Source organism: Aciduliprofundum boonei T469 (assembly GCF_000025665.1).
In the GTDB taxonomy this organism is placed as follows: domain Archaea; phylum Thermoplasmatota; class Thermoplasmata; order Thermoplasmatales; family Aciduliprofundaceae; genus Aciduliprofundum; species Aciduliprofundum boonei.
In genome coordinates this window covers 297,334-315,626 of the sequence record NC_013926.1, presented here as the reverse complement: position 1 = coordinate 315,626, position 18,293 = coordinate 297,334, and the positions used below count along the sequence as shown (strand labels likewise).

The window sequence follows — 18,293 nt, the reverse complement described above, 5'->3', positions numbered from 1 at the left end:
GTGAGAATTGGGATAATAATGAAGAATTTAAAATTGGAGTATCTAGTGGAAAAAGAGCTTAAAGAGATGGGCAGAAGATTTGAAGTTATAGGTGGAGAGAGATATGTAAAGAATTACGATGTGGTACTCACAGATTATTTTGATGGCGAAAATTGTGTTTTATGTTATGAAGCAAAAGAGTGCATTCGTAGATTAAAGTCCTATTTGTATGGAAAAAAGAGATTTATGAAACTTGTGGTAGGCATAGATCCTGGTCCAAAGCCAGGCATTGCGGTTATAGGGGATGGGGTTGTAGTTGAAGAAATTCAGTTATCATCAGTATCAGAGGTTAAAGGGTTAATAGACAGCATATACTATGGTTACTCTCCTCAAATTTTTCTGATAAGGATAGGTGATGGAGATATAACCAACAGAAACAGGATAATAAATTCATTAGTGGAGCATTATCCAATTGAGTTAGTTGATGAAAAGAATACATCTGAGGTAATAACAAATAAGGATGTGGAATCTGCTAAGGTAATTGCGTTTACGAGGGGTAAGAGAGTTAGAGAAAAACTGAATATTGTGGTAAAAGAGGGTTATTTGAAAGATATTCAGAGAAAAAGCAGAATTGAGAGCAATGGCAAGATAACAATATCTCGGATTCTTGCAAAGAAGGTTGCTTTGGGAGAGCTAACTCTAAAAGAAGCTATTAACAAGGTAAGGAATGAAAATGAAAAGTGAGGAAGCTCTTAAGAAAATAGACAACTTGGTAAATGTTCTTTCTATAGATATTCCAGAAAAAATTGAGGTGTTTGGAGAAATGTATTATCCCAAGAAGGAGATAGAAGAGCCATCAGAACGAACTCTTTTAAAGTATGAAGCACTTTATGACTCTCTCAGGGATGAGATAAAGAGAATGGAGGATGTGCCTGAAGACATTGTGGAGAAAGCGATAGTTTTGAGGAGAATTGTGCTATTCTTAAAAGAGTATGGACATACCGATGAGATTGAAGATAAAAAGAGATGGATAAAATTTGTTAGAAAAATGGGTTGAATTATTTTTTCCACTTTGGTGCGGGGCCACTCTTTTTTCCTTTTTTACCCAGGAAAAACAGGGCAAATAGGGTGGATACGATAATTAGCAGACCCCAACTCATATATGTTATGTAATCGTATGATGGTGGAGTCCCATAGTAGAATTTGTATTGGTATGTCTGCTGGTCATTTTCAAATACAACGCCTTTTCCAGAGATCTTAACTGTGAGAGTATGTTCTCCATCGTATAGTCCGTTTGGTATCCACTTGTAAACAACATCCTTGGTTGAATTTGCTTTGATGACATTTACTGTTGTATTTCCAATATACCTGCCATCTAGGTAGAAAGATAAGACGGTATTGTAAAGGTCGTAATCCTCCGTATTTTTTATTTTGACCTTTATATCCATTGCCTTTTTCACTTGTATGCTTAACTCCCTTGAAGCTCTTGCTCCTATAGTGGTTGAGTTTTTCATTCCATAGGCTTCAAAGTAGAGATATATCGTTTGAGGCACATTGGGTGCGGTGACATTGAATACAAAATGTCCATTATCACTTGATGTTACAAAGAAATTGGTGGGTTTTGCTCCTGTAAGATTATATCCACTCATTATAATACCGCATCTGAATAGGTGGAAGTATCCTTCCACATAAACTTTGTATTGAGCAGTTTGATTTGTTCCCAGTACGGTGGGCCCATCTATGTGTATACTCAGTTGGGATGCGTGTGCTCCCGTGGGTATGAATGTAACAAATAGGAGGGTAAATAGAAGAACACTAATTATTTTCTTCACTTCTTCCACCTCCAGAATATTATGAACGCCACGAAGGTTGCAATTGTAAGGCCCCAAAGAACATACCAGGAAGATTGCATTTCAAAGGATGTGTAGTTTGTAATTCCTGGAGCTTGGATGTAAACTGAGGATGTTTTAATGTATGTTTCTTTCAGAGGCAGGTTTACTAGGATGCTCTTGCCCATTCCCTTTACCACAATCTGTACCGGCACAGAGGTGCCTGGTCTACTCTTTGTTGCTTCTATTCTTACCTCTATAGAACCCTCGCTGTTAGAAGATACATTAAGATGATTTGTTTCGCCCAACTTCCCATAGATTTTGACGACCCATCCCCTCGTCTCCAGCTCCTTAGAATTGAGAACAGAGAATGTGTAATTTACCCAGGTATTTCCATTGTTCGTAACCTTTATTCTGTATATGAGGGCATTTTCATTCCAAGAAACGAGGGAATAATTTGCTGAGGTATTATAGTACTTTGCCACATTCACATGGAAGTACTTGTCTGTGAACTGTGTATATTTAACCCTTAGATGCACTTCGTTATCTCCAGCTTTGATTAAAGGCACTTTAAGACCCAAACTCACGACTTTAACATCTCCAGGTATCATTTTATAGCTCTGTGGATTGACTATCTTCCACTGTCCAAATACCTCGAATTTAACATTTTCAGGAGAGTTTCCAGTGTTCTTAAGTTTGACTAACATCCACATATTCTTGTAGGGCTCTACATTCTTATCATAACCCAATATATCAACGGTAATCATATGCACATTCTGTCTTTGAAGCCTAACATCCAAAGAGGTATCTGCCGTGAGATTAACTTTCTTTGTGAATTTGTAATCTACTTTTTGTCCATACTCTATACGGTATGTGCTGGCACTTACCGTGTAATTGTTTTGAGGGAGTATTGCATAATAGTATCCATTTGCCTTATAACTAAGTGTGCCGTAAGGAGTTTCTATATTTACCATAACTGAGACCTTTGAGTTGTTTAGATACACTCCACCGTAGAGCAAGTAGCCCTTTTGGAATTCAATATTGAGGTTCTGGGAATTTTGAGCATTTATCTCTCCAATATAAGCGTACTTTTTACCACCCATCACATAGTATGAATAGACCATATAATCTCCTGGAGTTAGTTTTGCTGTATAATATCCAGCTGAATCTGTGGTAACGGTTACATTTTGCAACTCAGAATTTGAAGGTACGAATTTTATTATTGCATTTGCAGCTCCACGGTTATCAATTGTTACAATGCCAGATACCTTGGATAGGATCTGAGTTGTAGTTACATGCAACACTATGGTAGTTGTGCCGCTTATGTATTCATCAACTTGACTGAAATAGAGATAATATTTACCCCAGACCATCTTCTTTACCTTTATGGTAAATGTATAATGCCCAGCAGGCAATGCTATTGTTGGGGTCTTCCATGTGATATTTCCCGCAGGGGAGGATATTTTAACTGGGAGCATGTAGGTGAAGTTCTCTTGCTTTATATTTACAAAGTGAGCACTTTTAAGATTTACCTCAATAGTGGTATTTTGTGTTATACTTACTCTTACTATCCTTGCATTCTCATAATTTCTTAAATACAATGTGTATGTTCCAGGGGCAATATCCACAACCTTTCCAGTTTTCACCAATGTTCCATTTTGATACCAGTAAACCACATCCGCCTGAGAAACTATATTCACATGGGCGAGCGCCTTTATGTGAAGGTCCTTTTGTAACAGTGCCTCGCCAACCTCTGCCTTTGCCACTATTTTTCCATAGACATATTCTATGTTGTTACCTACAATTTCGATTGTGTAATCTCCTGGCAAGACTTTTATAGAATATCTCTCAATCACATGTGTTAATGTGTATGTTCTGTTAGAAGATATAAACTTAATTGTCAAAGGCACTCTATTTGTTGCATTGTTCACATAGATATTTCCTCTAATTTCCACCTCATTTGGAGATGCTTTTATAATCTTTTTGTTTCCTTGGGTGTATACTTTGGTTATATGATATCCATATACCAATGCGTCCAACTGATAATTTATTGTTGAGCCCAGGGTAAATTCTCCGTCTGGGGGTATGCTGCGTACTTCATAATAACCCTTATCATCTTTCAGCATAACTACCCCATTCTTTAGTGTTTGATTTTTACCCGCATATACATAGCCTTTTATTGTCTCTGCCATTTGCAAGATTGGATTTATTTCGGTATCCTTGTTAAGATGTATGATTGCCCTGCTGAACAATGGCTTATAGCTATTGTTAAATCCTAAGAATCCTATAGAGTATGTTCCCTCTGGGAGATATATATAGAAATAACCAGTCTGATTTGCGAACCACATTGAGAAAGTCTCACCTTTGAAGGGCGAGATCTCAATATCTCCAACGGTTTTTTCTTTAGATGTAATTTTACCATATAGTGCGTATGCTCTTTCCATTCTCATGACTTTTGAAGTATCTTGATTTAAAGACAATACGCCAACATAGGCGATCTTGTAATTTTGATAAGTGGTGAGTATGTATATTGTATATATCCCTCCCGGCAGGTGTAATCGGAAATCTCCATTTTTATCTGTTTGAGCAATATAAACATTGTATTCAGTTATACTTTTTACCTTCACAACTGCACTTTCTATAGGCACCCCATTGTAAACCACATGGCCGCTGAGCGTGTATCCCTTTGTAAGCGTAATGTTCTCATTCACAGTCATATTCCAGTTACTAACAGCAGCATCAAATTTCTTTGAGTAATAATCCTGCTTGCTTGCGACCAATGTATAATTGTCTGGCACAACAAGCACTTTGAAGCTACCGTTCTGGTCTGTATGAGCCGTATATTTTGAATATAAGCCAGTAAGTTTAATTGTTGCATTTGCTGCAGGTGTGCCATTTGTATATGTAACAGAACCCTTGATGAATGATGGCTTAAGAGCAATATCTTTTGTTAAAGCCATACCTGTATTGAGTGTAACTTTTTCAACATCCTTAAACATTTTACCATTTATAATCAAATTCACATTGTATTCGTGTGGTGGGATATCTTTAATCTGATATTCTCCGTTCTTTATTGGTACAGAAACATGGTAACCGTAAGTTGAGTTCTCCAAAATAAATGTTGCATTATTGAGCTTTATATCTCCCTTATCAAATTTATTATTATGGTTCATATCGTAGTAAACAACGCCATCGAGGGTTGCGGGTTTTATTGTAATATTCTTTGTGATCACAAAATTGGGTTTTAAGCGCATTGCCTGCTCTTGGCTTACATTAATCAAGGTGTGATATAGAATTGTTTTATCAATCATCCTTAGCTTATCATAATGTCCATCTGTAGATGCCACCAAGGTTATGTTCCCTGCTACAGATAGAAGTTTGAAATATCCTGTATCGTTGGTGAAAGTTGTAGCATGGGGTATACCATATTCATCGAAAATAGTCACCCTTATATGCTTAAGAGGCTCTCCTGTGGATAATCTTATATATCCCTGTATTACGGCACCTTCGTAGAATTTCACAATTACCACATCGTTGGGCAATACTTGATAAGCAGGAGGGTTCAATTCCACAGTACCCTTTCCCTCTCTCTTATATTTCAACGCCAGCTCTATTGGTATGGGCTTCCATGCTTTGGTGTGATTTTTATAATCCTTATACGGATTCCAGTATGCTGTTTTGTAAACCAACTTGAAATGTGTCATGTTCCAGGCTTGCATAGGTTGGTAGCTTCCAAGATCTGGCGAGAATCCAGGTATTCCATTTCCCTTACCAATATCCTCTCCAGAATAACCTATGAAGGTGCGATATAGCAGAGAATGGTAAAACATAGGTTTGTAAATTATTTTATAACTCACAATTTGGGCATTTGCAGGTACTTTATCTATATCATAAGTATTTCCATTGGCATCCACAGCTTTTAGGTCGTAGAAATCGTAGGGTACCACTGTACCTCCTGCCTGATATATTCTTCTATCACCCAACTTTGCAGGAGCATAGAAGATACCTGTTCTCATACCGGAGAATGGGAAGAGACGGTAGTCCACGGCGAAGTATCTTATATCCCATCCTGTTGAGTTTCTAATAGCATCATACATTGAGATAAGTTTATTTTGAGGTAGATATGCTAATGTGCCCTTTATTGCCACATAAAGGGCGTTTTTAGAGTCTATGTCGTTTGAATAAAGTCCATATATTTGTGGATTCTCAATTATTATTCTCCTGTATTTATCTGGGTCATTTAAAATATCAATAATTTTATTTGCTTTATCTTGCCCAGCATACTTTATGAGGGCATTCATAATGGGCTGGCTCAATGTGCCTCCATTTTTGTGGAAATCTGCCTCTAAAAATCTTGCGATGAATAGGGAGATCACTTCACTTTCATTTTGAGCCGTTATAACCTGGGCGGCGAATCTGTAAGCATCTTGGAAGTTATCTGCCACTGTGGGATGCTTGCCCTGTGCTACAGCTTGGAATCCATAGTCCCACCAAGAAAGAAATGCAGGACGGTCCTTTGGTGGCGTAGAATTATCTTGCTCACTTAACCATTTCCAAGCCCGTTGCCATGGATATTCTGGCTTTGGAATAGAATAGCCAAATGCTCCCAAATACCATGGGGACGATTTGTTGTAAGTTGTCTCATTGGGTCTCATAAACGAGGGCATGCTGTTGTATATTTGCTTGTCGAATTTATCTTTGGTTTCATAAGGTATTCCAGCATCAACAGCGTACCAAACGGTAGGAAATATCACAAGAAATGCTATTACGAGTATTACAGTAATTTGAGAAATTTTTATATTTCTCTTCAATGCCTTTCTCCATGAGCCCCGATATTTCTTGAATTCTTCCATGGATTTTTTGATATCAACCAGATCTATGAGCCAGATTAAAGATACTGCTGCAGTGAGCGCCACAGGAGGTGATGCATTAAACATAAACCTCGCTGCAGAAATTGCCATGAATATGGCTATGCTGGTGTAAATAACGAAGAATATGTAATGCTCGCTTAACCTCTTTTTGAGTAGGTAGATGAGATAGAAAACTCCGGTGATGGATAGAAGGAATATGCCTATGCCGAAGGACATGCTTAGGACTCCCATAGTTGCTGGCTGCGCCTCTGCAATGGTTGAATATAGTTTACTATGCACAAAATAGCCCTGTCCGCTCACAAGCTTGCCCCATACATCTGGGAAGAACACATTTAGGATAACGGCAAATACTCCAAAACCTATGCCTCCTGCAAGGAATACGAAGGGCCACGGGTACTTTGAGGTCATTTCAAAGTATAGGGCTGTGAATAGAGGAATAAGTATTACGATGAGTGGTATCTCATACCAACTACCAAGCCTATGAGTTACAAAGTACCAGGGGAATGCCATTAGAAATCCAACTATTGTATATATGGCGGTGAATACTAAAATATGGAAATTGGACCTGTTTCTTAATCTGTTTATTATAACTTGGATAACCAGATATATTGCTAAGATTGAGAGGGCATATGTGTATCCTTTCCAAGCTAGGGCAAGGGCGCCTAATGAAGCACCTGCTAGGGCGCTATAGACAATGGGTTTTTTATTCTCTCTAATAAATACTGAAACCCCATGCTTGAGGTCATCTTTATTGAACCAGTTTTTAATCCAGTTCTTTGATTTTGTTGTTTTTAAAGCGATCAGGAAGAAATAGAACATCCAAGTTATGAAAAATAGATCAAAGGCATCCCAGTCTGCCTGAGTGGCGACACTTCTCATTATGTTTGCAGGCATTATGGCTAGGAAGAATGCAGCCACCAATCCAACTTTCCTGTTGAAAGCTTCCTTACCCAGCAGATATACAGGTATTAATGTCAGTGTTCCCCATATTGCTGGAAATAGGATTAGCATAAGAACTGCTGAATCGTATGCGTTTAGGAACGGGTAGAATATCATACTGGCCAGTATTATTGCCCAATGGAATAGGGGAGGCCTAGGGTTATCTAAACCCATAGGGTAATTGAGCATAGGGTCATTTAATAATTGATGCTTAGATGTGAGAATATAATTAAGGATTCTTTCATGATAGTATGAATCAGACCCGCCAGATACAGAATAGCCGTACTGAATAGATGGTCCTATGGCCCAGTACACCCTTATAAAAAATCCCAAGGCCATAATAGATGCCAAAGCTACAACGACAAGCACTGTTGTTCTGTTTATATCAAATTTAAATTTGTTCCGTAGCATGCTACTCACCGTGTGGGTAGCGATATTGCATTTCCTATAAAAAAGTTATTGTAATTCTTCGCAAAAGTTTAAAATATCTGCTAAATTTGACCAAATTATGGAGCTCTGGTACTCGGAGATGCATACTAAAAATATAAAGATTGGATTCAGAATAAAAGAGGAAATTGGGCATGTTCATTCTGATTATCAGGATATTCATCTCTTCGATACCTATGATTATGGAAAATTGCTTGTTATTGATGGAACTGTTCAGATGACTGAGAGGGATGAGTTCATATATCATGAAATGATAGTTCATCCTCCTTTGCTCACGCATAGAAATCCAAGAAAAATTTTGATTATTGGGGGAGGTGATGGGGGCGCTGCAAGGGAAGTTTTAAAGCATGATGTGGATGAAGTGCATTTAGTAGAAATTGATGAAGAGGTTGTTAAAATTGCCAGAAAACATTTGCCAAGCGTAGCCTCAAGTTATGAAAACCCCAAATTGCATTTGCACATAGAAAATGGAATAGAATTTGTAAAGAAAAACAAAAATTTTGATGTAATAATAATTGATTCCACCGATCCCGTTGGTCCAGCTGAAGGGTTGTTTACAGAGGAGTTTTATATGAATGTTAAAAAATCCTTGGCAGATGGGGGGATAATATCACAGCAATGCGGCACTCCATTTTATCACCCAGAAGAAGTGTGCAAAGTTAGAAGAAGCCTAAGTAAGAGCTTTGAGAATGTGAAGATATATCTTGCATATATACCCACTTATCCAAGCGGGATGTGGAGTTTTGTTATGGCGAGTGATGAAGAAATAAAACTTAGAAGGCCTTTGAATTTTAAAACGAGATATTTCAATGAAGAGATTTATCATTCATCCATGATTCTTCCAAATTTCATACAAGAAGAATGCAAGAAATACTAAGAGTATTATGAGTCTCGGATCAAATGTACTCCCTTCAATTTTTACATTTTTCTCCAAACTTGCAGTATTTCCCCAGTAATCTATGGCAATGATTTTTATCTTATGAACTCCCGAACCTAATTTTAAGTGAATAATTGCATCGTTTGTCTCATAAATTTTCTTTCCATCAACATAAATTATGTAGTCCTTTATATTTCCAACGCTTTTTGATAAATCTATAGTTAACTCATTTTTCTCTTCAATTATATGGGCGAATATTATGGGCTTGTATTTTCCGTCCCAATCGTAATCAAATATTTTTGATAGATAATTTGCCGCATTTTTGCTTTTTATTATCAGGGATACTTCTCTGTTCCTAAGCATGGAGGATATTCCAAAGTTCATACTTCCAACAAGTACGGAAGAATCCCCGATAATCAGCTTTGCATGTAGATATGGAATGTAATGCTCGTATCCATCAAACAACCTTGCATTCTCTCCTTCCCTTCTGTATTGAACTAAAGCTCGATATGTTTTATTTTTCAACATATTCCAAACATTATTGTCTATGTAGAGAGCCTCTATTTTAAGGTCTCTCTGCCCCGATACAAAGCTTTGGAAGAGAGCATATGAGAAATCGGGTGCTATTAGTGGCTCTATATAGGCGGTGAGATTCACACTGCTAAATGTTGCTCTTCGCAATTCTATTCTATTTTCCTCTAAACTTACATTTTGGAAATAGCCGGAATAATTCTCTATGTCTTCTACATTTTTAGAATCATCGTAAAATACCCTTACCATGTACCTTGCAAAATTCTCGTTTCTAACTATAACTCCATATCCCCTATTTCCACAAGGTGATAGGGACGAATCTCCAAAATTTTCAGTTGATACAAGTACTTTATCATCATCAACTATTATGAACTTTGCATGCAAGAATGTGTATCTGTCGTATATGCCTTTGGAGGGCTCGTTGATCATGAATTTTATATTTGCACCCTTTAAATATAACCTCTGCAAGATGTATTTTTCCGAATCTTTAATGCCCCCGATTGGAGAGCCGTCCAATAGTATATTTACTTCAACACCATCTTTCAATTTTTCTTCAAGCACTTTTTCAAGGGCGAGGCTATCCATTGTGTAAGATTCTATGAGAATTTTGCTTTTTGCTTCTTTAGTGAATCTCAAAACCTCTTTCCATTTATCAGGATAGGGAAATATTTCCAAAGATGCTTTGAATACTTCTGGCTTAAAATCACTTTGACCTATTACATGGTATGTGCTCCAATCTTTGGGTGTATTTGTATCTATTAGATTTTTTCTTCTAATTATATGTCCCTGGGTTAGTTTTAATGGCTTGCCAATCCATCCTGTGCCATTGTATTTTGAATTTCCATAAATCACCATGTCCACCATTTTTGACCCGTTGTAAAGGGCAATTTCGTCACCCTTGTTTGCTAGGGAGAATTTACCATCTTTGAGCTCTGCGTATGTGTAATTTGGATAGAAACCCATAAAGTTAAGGAAAGATGAAGAATTTTGGGCTATGTATATTTTTGAATTAGGTGTAATTGAGCCGTGGAGAATAAGCTTACCTTCAAAATCAGTTATAAAATAACCGTTTAAATTTATTTTTACATTTAATGGGTTAAAAATGCAAACATATTCCATATCTGTTTTTGCGTAGGGATACGGGCTTGCTTCATATATTAAAAGATGCTCCTTGGCAGCGTTTTCTCCAATCTCTCCATGAGAATACGGAATGAGAAGGAGGATAATAACCAGAAAAATTACTTTACTCTCCATTCTCTCTTTTTCTCTTCCAACCTATTTTGATACTTCTCTCCAAGCTTGTATGATATTTCTTCCAGTTCTCTAAGATTGTTCACAAATTCTCTTTTGCTCTCAGAGTTTATATACTCTTCAAATTTCAGTCTTTTTCTGAGAGTGTCAAATACATACCATCCGCCTGCTATGGCTATAAAAACACCGATTATCAAGAACCAGTAGTTCCAGTCTCCTGCCCATGCGGTTAAGTAATCCATCCCCGGATCTTTTTTTATGAATCCTGTGGATTGTAATACCCAGTACCCGCCTGTTATTGTCCAGTATAAACCCCAAATGAACAATGCTAAGCTTATGTGCAATATGTATTCCCTCATCTTGCTCCATGACATTAGAAAGAGGAAGTACTGCACTAATAAAGTATTTTCGCTTAAAAAGATAAAAATTTTAGAAGGAAAAACTCTCACCGGGCTTGAGTATTATCAATTTCATACCTTCATTTTCAAGCTCTTCTCTCATCTCTTCTGGATCTGCTTGTATGGGAGGCCAGGTGTTGTAATGCATTGGAATAACATACTTTGGCTTGATCCACTTTGCCGCAATTACCGCCAATTTTGTATCCATGGTGAATAGACCTCCAATGGGCAATAAGGCTACATCTGGCTTGTATATATCCCCTATGATTTTCATATCTCCGAAAAGTCCCGTATCTCCTGCGTGATAGACTTTCTTTCCGTTTATCTCAATTATGAATCCTGCCGGCAAGCCACCATCGTAAGAGAAATTGCTCTCTGTAATGCCTGCAGAATGGAGGGCGGGAACCATGGTTAGGCGTATGCCATCCTGCTCGTATGTGCCGCTGAAATTCATTCCGATTGCATCTGCACCCTTTGAAGATATATATTGTCCTAACTCGTAAATTGCCACTATTGGAACATTCTTGCGCTTTGAGATGAATATTGCATCACCAAGATGGTCTCCGTGCCCATGGGTGACAGCAATTATATCGCAATCAATATCATCGGGCTTAACAGGTGCTGCATCGTTGCCCGTTATAAATGGGTCCACTAGTACCTTCTTCCCATTTTCCTCTATTAGAAATGCAGAGTGCCCAAGCCAAGTTATCTTCATTTTTCATCACCTCTGCCAAATATCTCATCATTCAATTTTAAATTTTCCCTAACTCAATCTCTCTGGACACAGTTCTCTGCGAGAGCAGTGCAGGCATTTTCCAACTTTGTTATGATTCCTATGCACCTCTCCAGTTTTCAGCGCTTCCCTCATCTCCTTTACCTTTTGGAGCATTATGTTCTTCAAGTCCTCCTCATATTCAATTTTATATATCACTGGACCATATTTGAGTAATCCATAAGGTGGAGTCTTGTAATTTTCCTCCACAAGCACCATGTATGCTGTAAGTTGCATAATATGCGAAAAATGCGGGCCCCTGGGCACTCTACCTGTCTTTATTTCCACTGGAATATAATCATCTCCCATTTTTATGAGTAAATCAGGTCTTCCCCATATTTTGTATTTCTCGCTTTTCAGTATGGGGCTCTTTTGCAAATCATCAATGTATACAATTTCCCCATCTGGAAGCTGTAGTTTTTTCTTAATCTCATTGTATTGGATATCTCTTTTCATAGCCATATAGAGAAAATAAGTGGCAAATACGAGCCATAGGAGGGATAGAACTTCCAGAACATAGCCGAGGGTGTAATTTGGGGGAAGAATGAATGTTACCGAAAATATCGAGAATGTTGTGGCTGCTGCCGATGCTATAACCATAATTCTCTCTGCATTTTTTCTCTCCACTAAAATAGCATATTTATCTGCCTTCCATAGCAAATAAAAGGAGAAGCCCAGCCATAAAATTGAGAAAAGAATGAACATCCTGCTTAGTATGGGTGAAGTGTATATGAAGGATATGCCCACAAGAGATATTATTGTGGCACCTATGGAAAAATAAATGGCCATGCTCTCAAACTCTTTCATCTGTTTGTATTTTTTCTTCATATCTGCAGCTCCCTTGCTGATTTCCCTGTGCCTTCTCACACCCTCATTTTCCTTATGCTTTTCATTCCTGCTCAGCCACCAGCTCAATGGGCAGTACGAGTACTTTTCAATGTCTCCTGCAGAAATGTAATCCACAAGATAAATATGCTCAAAGCTTATTTAATTCTTTTGAAAAATCTTAATATATGCGCATTCAATATTTTATTATGCGAAAATCTACAATTCTGCTCTTAATTGGTGTGATTCTAATCGTGGTTGCGGTTGTGATTTTAGGTGTATTTTATGCTAACGGAATTAAAGAAACTAAAGTTATCAAGGTAGGAGCTAATTCTTCCAAGAGCATATCCATAAATTTGACTGGGAATTATTCCATTTTGATAAGTTCTCCCACCAATATATCCTATGAATTTTATGCGCCTAATGGCACATTGTTATCTCAAGGAAATGATACAAATGCGTACTCCATAAATATAACCAATGCAAACGGACAATATGAGTTGGTTATAAAGAATGATGAAAACACAGATGCAGAAGTAGCGGTTCTAATATCTGAGGAAAGTTTGATGAATACTCTTATGTACGGTATTTACGCATCTGGTGGAGTTTGCTGCCTTGGTATGATAATTGTAGTGATAGCATTTGTTTTGCTCCTATGGAATAGAAAGATGGAAGAAAAACAATATAAGAGGTATTAAATCTCTACAGCTTCGTAGCCCATCTCAAAAGCTTTAAAGTTCAATTCGTGGTACCGTGGATTTATGCTTTGCTTTATTGCCTCCTTTATTTTTTCCTTTTCTATAGGGAATATTGGGAGTTTTACAAGGGCACCGAGCATGACTATGTTCGTTGTTATAGAATCTCCCGCCTTTCTAGCGAGCTCCGTGGCCTCTATGGGTATAACATTCAAGTCCTTCATATTTTCCAAGAGCTCATTTACTTCTGGATAGGAAGAATCTCCAAGAGAGGCAGTTATTGGAATTATCGGTTCGGTATTAACTATAACATAACTTCCCTTATGCGCTTTGGGGAGTGCCCTGTACGCTTCCACGGGCTCGAAGCCTACAATTATGTCGGCCTCTCCCTTGCCTATGAGTGGGCTCTTTGCCTCGCCGATTTTCATCTCAGTCACGACGATTCCTCCACGCTGGGCCATGCCGTGAACTTCGCTCATAACCACATTTATGCCTGATAGCAAAGCTGCCTTTCCCACGATGCTCGATGCGGTTAGCACCCCCTGACCTCCAACTCCTGCGAAAATTATGCTCGTATTCATTTTATCACCTTCTTCTCAATAGCGTTAAATGGGCAAACTGTGGCGCAAACTCCACATCCATCACAAAGAGCATTATTAATGTACACCCTTGGCTTTCCATTAGGAGCCAGATCATCCTTGTCCTTGTATATGGCAACGCAGGCGAGCCAGTCAGAGCATATTCCACACTGCGTGCATTTATCCTGATTTATCTCGTACACCCACCACTCTCCCTGCTTGCGCCTGGCAGCATCCCAGAGTAATGCGCACTCTCTCTTTGCTATTATCACCGAAATTCCCTCGTGCTGGATTGCCTCCTTGAAGACCTTTATGGTTTCATTGACATCGTAGGGGTCCACGGTGCGAACCCAGTCAATACCGATGCCACGCACTAATTTCTCTATATCCACATAGGGTGCCTTGTTGCCCATTCCGTCCATGGGCAATCCTGGATGCGGCTGATGCCCAGTCATCGCCGTAGTCCTATTATCCAGAATGACATAGACGAGATTTGCACGATTGTGGTACGCATCTATGAGCCCGGGTATTGCGGCGTGGAAGAAGGTTGAATCGCCCACGAAACCAATCACCTTCTGCTCCGTTGCCTTGGAGAAGCCAACTGCTGTACCTATGCTTGAGCCCATGCAGAGCAGGTAATCTGCCATTTCGTAGGGCTTCTGTATGCCCAGGGTATAGCAACCGATATCCGTGGTTATTATGGCGTCTTTGATTTTGAGCTGTTTGAGAGCCATCATAGCTGCGTAGTATGTGGCTCTGTGAGGGCAGCCGGGACAGAGCACAGGTGGCCTCGCTGGAAGCTCCACGGGCTTTGGCTCATAGGCCTTTCTCTCAACCTTAATGCCTAAAATCTTCTCAAAAGCGTCTTTTATCACATCTGGATTGTACTCGTAAGCCCTTGGGAAGTAGCCGTTGAGCTTTCCGTAAATCTCCACATCGATGTTGTTCATCTCAGCCACTATCCTAGTCTCCCTCTCCAGGTATGGCTCTAATTCCTCCGCAATTATGATTTTCTTGTGCTTTGAGATGAAATCTTTAACCAATTCATCGGGGAATGGATGCGTGAAGGCTAGTTTCAGGATGTTCACCTTTAAGCCCAGTTGATTGGCGACATCGTAAACATAATTGTACGCGACTCCACTCGTTATTATTCCCACCTCTCCATCGTTCCACTCAACCCTGTTTAACGGAGAGCTGTTACTTAACTCTCTAGCTTTTTCTATCTTCTCAAGAAGTGCTTTATGCATTCTCCTTGAGTTCTCGGGCACGGGCACATACCTCTTTGGATCCTTCTTGAAATAACCCTTTCCTCTCTTCTCTTTCATCTCTCCATAATCCACTATGCCTCTAACATGATTGACGCGAGTTGTTGTGCGGAATAACACAGGAAGTTTCAGTTTTTCCGAAATCTCAAATGCTTCCTTGATGAAATCCTTCATCTCCTGTGCGTTGGATGGTTCAATCATAGGCATGCCGGAGAGCATGGCATAATGCCTATTGTCCTGCTCGTTCTGCGAGGAATGCATGCTCGGGTCATCTGCCGTTAATATGACCAATCCTCCGTTGGTGCCTATGTACGCTGTTGTCATGAACGCATCCGCCGCTACATTTAACCCCACATGCTTGAAAAACACTAAAGAACGGAGTCCAGAGGCTGCTGCTGCAGCGCTGACCTCCATAGCAACCTTTTCGTTGGTGGAGAATTCAAAGTACACGCCTGCTTGCTTTGCAATATAGAAAAGAACATTTCCTATCTCGCTGGATGGTGTGCCTGGATAGGTACTCGCAAAATCCACGCCTGCTTCTAATGCTCCCCTTACTACTGCCTCGTTTCCGAGTAGAAACTCCTTTCTTCCAGGCTCATCAGCGAGAATATTTTGGTATTTCATTCATCTTCCTCCTGTGAGCAGCGCTCCTTCTTCAGCAATGCCTTCCAATTCTCATCCACATTCTTTTGAATCATCGCAATTTCTTCCTCGGTTAAATGTCTGAACCTGCCTTGGAGACGCAGGTACTCCTTTACCGGCTTTGGATTCTTTGGCTTTATTGAAATTTTGTATTTTCCATTTATAACCTCGTAGAGCGGGAATATGTTTGTTTGCACGGCCAGGCGTGATATTTCCACTGTTTTATCTGGAGAATGTCTCCATCCCGTTGGGCAAGGTGATAGAATCTGGAAGAATTTTGGGCCTTTAATTTCCTTGGCTCTCTTCAATTTGGCAATCATATCCTCAGGATAAGCAATGGTGGCAGTGGCCACATAGGGGATATGGTGAGCGACCATTATTTCGGCAACATTCTTCTTTGGTTCCCACTTGTATATCCTCTTCTTTCCTCCAGGAGTGGTTGTAGTCCAAGCACCCATAGGAGTTGAGCCGGAGCGCTGTATGCCCGTGTTCATATATGCCTCATTATCATACATTATGTAGAAAACATTATGCCCGCGCTCAGCTGCTGCGCTTAGAGCTTGAAGGCCAATATCTGCTGTACCACCATCTCCTGCAAATCCCACGACATTAACATCTTCTTTGCCGAGGGCATCCAAAGCTTCTCTGATTCCTGATATGGAGGCTCCTGTAACTTCAAAGGCAGTATAGAGCAGGGGAACTTCTAAAGTTCGGTGAGGATACACGCCTGGAATGACAGCCCAGCAGCATGCTGGAATGGATAAAATTGTATTTTTACCAAGGGCCTTTAGAACATAGCGCATGGCTATTGTTGCTCCACAGCCAAGGCAAGCAGTATGCCCAGGAAGCATATACTCCTCTTCAGGTATGGTTAATTTTTTCATTATGACCACCTCTCGTCTCCATGTAAGCCAACCCATTCAACCTCTCTGTCTACAACCCCTTCTTTTGTAATTGCAAGCATATCATTGAATACCTTCTCAAGTACCTGTGGTGTTATATCTCTCCCACCAAGCCCCATCACATAGTTCTTTACAGGTATGGTTGTATGCCCATAGAGTACGGATTTTGTCTCAGCGTACAAATCTGCGCCTGGACCGAAGGAGTAGCTTCTATCTACTACGCCAATCATACTTGTCTTCTTGGCTAAAGCTCGTATTTCATCTATGGGGAATGGACGGAAGTATCTAACTCTGGCAACTCCAACCTTCTTGCCCTTCTCCCTCATTTTATCAACCACATCCTTCGCTGTAGAACCGATTGTGCCCAAAACAACCATAACTGCATCTGCATCTTCTGTGCGATACTCCTCTATGAATGGTGAATAATTCCTATTGAAATTCTCGTTATATTCCTCCACAACTTTCTTTATTTCGTTTCTTGCCTCATCCATTGCCAGGGCCATCTTGTAGCGGAACTCCATATAGGGCCCCTCAGGCATAATCAAAGAGCCAAATCCACCAGGCTCATCGGGGTCCAATTTGAATGCAGGAATGTATTCCCCTAAGAAATCATCTACCTTCTTTTGTTCTGGGATGTCTACACCTTCCGATGTGTGAGATAGAATGAAAGCATCTTCAATTACCATAGTGGGTAAGAGGATATTATGCTTTTCTGCAATCTTGTAGGACATTATTATGGAATCAAGCACTTCCTGATTATTCTGAGCATAAACCTGTATCCATCCACTATCTCGCTCTGCCATGGTATCAAGCTGGTCAGTCCAAACGCTCCACGGAGGAGCCATTGCGCGATTCACAACGCTCATTACAATGGGCAATCTTGCGCCGGACGCCCACATTAAAACCTCGTGCATAAGTGCGAGGCCATGGGCACTAGTAGCCGTGTATGTCCTTACTCCCGTGTTTTGAGCTGCTATGCAGGCAGCCATTGCAGAATGCTCGCTCTCAACACGAATGTATCGTGCATCCATTTCTCCATTTGCAATGAAAGCTGCAATTGTTTCAATTATGCTCGTTTGGGGAGTAATGGGATAAGCAGCAATTACCTTTGGCTTTGAAAGTCTAGCTCCCCAGGCGGCACTCTCATTACCTGTGAGAATCATCTTCATTCTTCATCACCCCTGAAACTTTCTTCTAGCACAAGTTCAATGGCTTTTGTTGGGCACTCATTGGCACATATTCCGCAGCCCTTGCAGAAATCGTAATTTATTTCCACAGTATCGAATTTGGCAAGTGCTTCCTTTGGTGCCTCATGTGCTTCTGGCGATGCAAAATGAATAGCCGCGTCTGGACAGAATTTCCAGCATATATAACAGCGTATGCATTTATCATAATGGATGATTGGTCTGAAAGTCCTCCAACCTCCTGTTTTATTCTCTGTGCTTGGAACCTTTGCTATGGGTGTTGGTTCTTCAGGCAATATTATGGGCAT

General features: G+C 39.8%; 15 protein-coding genes. 4 read left to right on the top strand and 11 right to left on the bottom strand.

Annotated elements, in window-relative coordinates; all coding sequences use genetic code 11:
• A complete protein-coding gene (locus ABOO_RS01595) occupies nt 1-723 on the top strand; it encodes a hypothetical protein (protein WP_236614162.1) in 723 nt (240 codons plus the stop codon).
• Nucleotides 707-1,036 carry a hypothetical protein gene (locus ABOO_RS01590; RefSeq protein ID WP_012997100.1) on the top strand — a complete coding sequence of 110 codons (330 nt, stop codon included), beginning with the start codon at nt 707-709 and terminating at the stop codon, nt 1,034-1,036. The genes ABOO_RS01595 and ABOO_RS01590 overlap by 17 nt, the downstream gene beginning before the upstream one ends.
• A 1-nt stretch (nt 1,037) precedes the next feature.
• Here the strand turns inward: ABOO_RS01590 and ABOO_RS01585 are convergent, their stop codons facing one another.
• The gene (locus ABOO_RS01585) at nt 1,038-1,811 is read right to left on the bottom strand and encodes a CARDB domain-containing protein (protein ID WP_008084531.1); all 774 of its coding nucleotides are present in this window, start codon (nt 1,809-1,811) and stop codon (nt 1,038-1,040) included.
• Nucleotides 1,808-8,029, bottom strand: a complete 6,222-nt coding sequence (locus ABOO_RS01580; RefSeq protein ID WP_012997099.1) for a carboxypeptidase regulatory-like domain-containing protein — start codon at nt 8,027-8,029, stop codon at nt 1,808-1,810. The genes ABOO_RS01585 and ABOO_RS01580 overlap by 4 nt, the downstream gene beginning before the upstream one ends.
• A gap of 97 nt (nt 8,030-8,126) precedes the next feature.
• On the opposite strand from ABOO_RS01580, the gene speE reads away from it, so the two are divergent.
• Nucleotides 8,127-8,942 (top strand): polyamine aminopropyltransferase, encoded by an 816-nt coding sequence (speE, locus tag ABOO_RS01575; RefSeq protein ID WP_012997098.1) that lies wholly within the window; start codon nt 8,127-8,129, stop codon nt 8,940-8,942.
• Here the strand turns inward: speE and ABOO_RS01570 are convergent.
• The 4 genes from ABOO_RS01570 to cas4 are packed head-to-tail and all read right to left on the bottom strand — an operon-like array spanning nt 8,892 to nt 12,857.
• The gene (locus ABOO_RS01570) at nt 8,892-10,727 is read right to left on the bottom strand and encodes a phospholipase D-like domain-containing protein (protein WP_008084447.1); all 1,836 of its coding nucleotides are present in this window, start codon (nt 10,725-10,727) and stop codon (nt 8,892-8,894) included. The genes speE and ABOO_RS01570 overlap by 51 nt on opposite strands.
• Entirely contained in the window at nt 10,712-11,098 is a 387-nt protein-coding gene (locus ABOO_RS01565) for a DUF3198 domain-containing protein (protein ID WP_008084405.1), read from the bottom strand. The genes ABOO_RS01570 and ABOO_RS01565 overlap by 16 nt, the downstream gene beginning before the upstream one ends.
• A 55-nt stretch (nt 11,099-11,153) precedes the next feature.
• Nucleotides 11,154-11,837 (bottom strand): metal-dependent hydrolase, encoded by a 684-nt coding sequence (locus ABOO_RS01560; RefSeq protein ID WP_008084376.1) that lies wholly within the window; start codon nt 11,835-11,837, stop codon nt 11,154-11,156.
• Nucleotides 11,838-11,885: 48 nt separating this feature from the next.
• On the bottom strand, nt 11,886-12,857 hold the full coding sequence (gene cas4 / locus ABOO_RS01555; protein WP_008084476.1) for a CRISPR-associated protein Cas4: 972 nt from the start codon (nt 12,855-12,857) through the stop codon (nt 11,886-11,888).
• Between the two features lie 71 nt (nt 12,858-12,928).
• Here cas4 and ABOO_RS01550 point away from each other — a divergent pair, with 71 nt between their 5' ends.
• The gene (locus tag ABOO_RS01550; RefSeq protein ID WP_012997097.1) at nt 12,929-13,417 is read left to right on the top strand and encodes a hypothetical protein; all 489 of its coding nucleotides are present in this window, start codon (nt 12,929-12,931) and stop codon (nt 13,415-13,417) included.
• Here ABOO_RS01550 and iorB read toward each other — a convergent pair.
• The 5 genes from iorB to ABOO_RS01525 are packed head-to-tail and all read right to left on the bottom strand — an operon-like array spanning nt 13,414 to nt 18,293.
• Entirely contained in the window at nt 13,414-13,995 is a 582-nt protein-coding gene (gene iorB / locus ABOO_RS01545) for an indolepyruvate ferredoxin oxidoreductase subunit beta (protein WP_008084510.1), read from the bottom strand. The two genes, ABOO_RS01550 and iorB, sit on opposite strands and share 4 nt — an antisense overlap.
• Nucleotides 13,992-15,881: an indolepyruvate ferredoxin oxidoreductase subunit alpha gene (gene iorA, locus ABOO_RS01540; protein ID WP_008084524.1), complete on the bottom strand. Its 1,890-nt coding sequence runs from the start codon at nt 15,879-15,881 to the stop codon at nt 13,992-13,994. The genes iorB and iorA overlap by 4 nt, the downstream gene beginning before the upstream one ends.
• Nucleotides 15,878-16,783 (bottom strand): pyruvate synthase subunit PorB, encoded by a 906-nt coding sequence (gene porB / locus ABOO_RS01535; protein ID WP_008084437.1) that lies wholly within the window; start codon nt 16,781-16,783, stop codon nt 15,878-15,880. Before porB ends, iorA begins: the two co-directional genes overlap by 4 nt.
• On the bottom strand, nt 16,783-17,970 hold the full coding sequence (locus tag ABOO_RS01530) for a transketolase C-terminal domain-containing protein (protein WP_008084543.1): 1,188 nt from the start codon (nt 17,968-17,970) through the stop codon (nt 16,783-16,785). Before ABOO_RS01530 ends, porB begins: the two co-directional genes overlap by 1 nt.
• Nucleotides 17,967-18,293 (bottom strand): 4Fe-4S binding protein, encoded by a 327-nt coding sequence (locus ABOO_RS01525; RefSeq protein WP_008084516.1) that lies wholly within the window; start codon nt 18,291-18,293, stop codon nt 17,967-17,969. Before ABOO_RS01525 ends, ABOO_RS01530 begins: the two co-directional genes overlap by 4 nt.

Excerpts from the sequence above, each read along its gene's own strand:
- ABOO_RS01550 (WP_012997097.1), top strand. The coding sequence starts at position 12,929 with ATGCGAAAATCTACAATTCTGCTCTTAATTGGTGTGATTCTAATCGTG.
- porB (WP_008084437.1), bottom strand. The coding sequence starts at position 16,783 with ATGAAAAAATTAACCATACCTGAAGAGGAGTATATGCTTCCTGGGCAT.
- ABOO_RS01560 (WP_008084376.1), bottom strand. The coding sequence starts at position 11,837 with ATGAAGATAACTTGGCTTGGGCACTCTGCATTTCTAATAGAGGAAAAT.
- ABOO_RS01570 (WP_008084447.1), bottom strand. The coding sequence starts at position 10,727 with ATGGAGAGTAAAGTAATTTTTCTGGTTATTATCCTCCTTCTCATTCCG.
- iorB (WP_008084510.1), bottom strand. The coding sequence starts at position 13,995 with ATGAATACGAGCATAATTTTCGCAGGAGTTGGAGGTCAGGGGGTGCTA.
- iorA (WP_008084524.1), bottom strand. The coding sequence starts at position 15,881 with ATGAAATACCAAAATATTCTCGCTGATGAGCCTGGAAGAAAGGAGTTT.
- ABOO_RS01565 (WP_008084405.1), bottom strand. The coding sequence starts at position 11,098 with ATGTCATGGAGCAAGATGAGGGAATACATATTGCACATAAGCTTAGCA.
- ABOO_RS01590 (WP_012997100.1), top strand. The coding sequence starts at position 707 with ATGAAAATGAAAAGTGAGGAAGCTCTTAAGAAAATAGACAACTTGGTA.
- ABOO_RS01580 (WP_012997099.1), bottom strand. The coding sequence starts at position 8,029 with ATGCTACGGAACAAATTTAAATTTGATATAAACAGAACAACAGTGCTT.
- speE (WP_012997098.1), top strand. The coding sequence starts at position 8,127 with ATGGAGCTCTGGTACTCGGAGATGCATACTAAAAATATAAAGATTGGA.
- ABOO_RS01530 (WP_008084543.1), bottom strand. The coding sequence starts at position 17,970 with ATGAAGATGATTCTCACAGGTAATGAGAGTGCCGCCTGGGGAGCTAGA.
- ABOO_RS01525 (WP_008084516.1), bottom strand. The coding sequence starts at position 18,293 with ATGCCCATAATATTGCCTGAAGAACCAACACCCATAGCAAAGGTTCCA.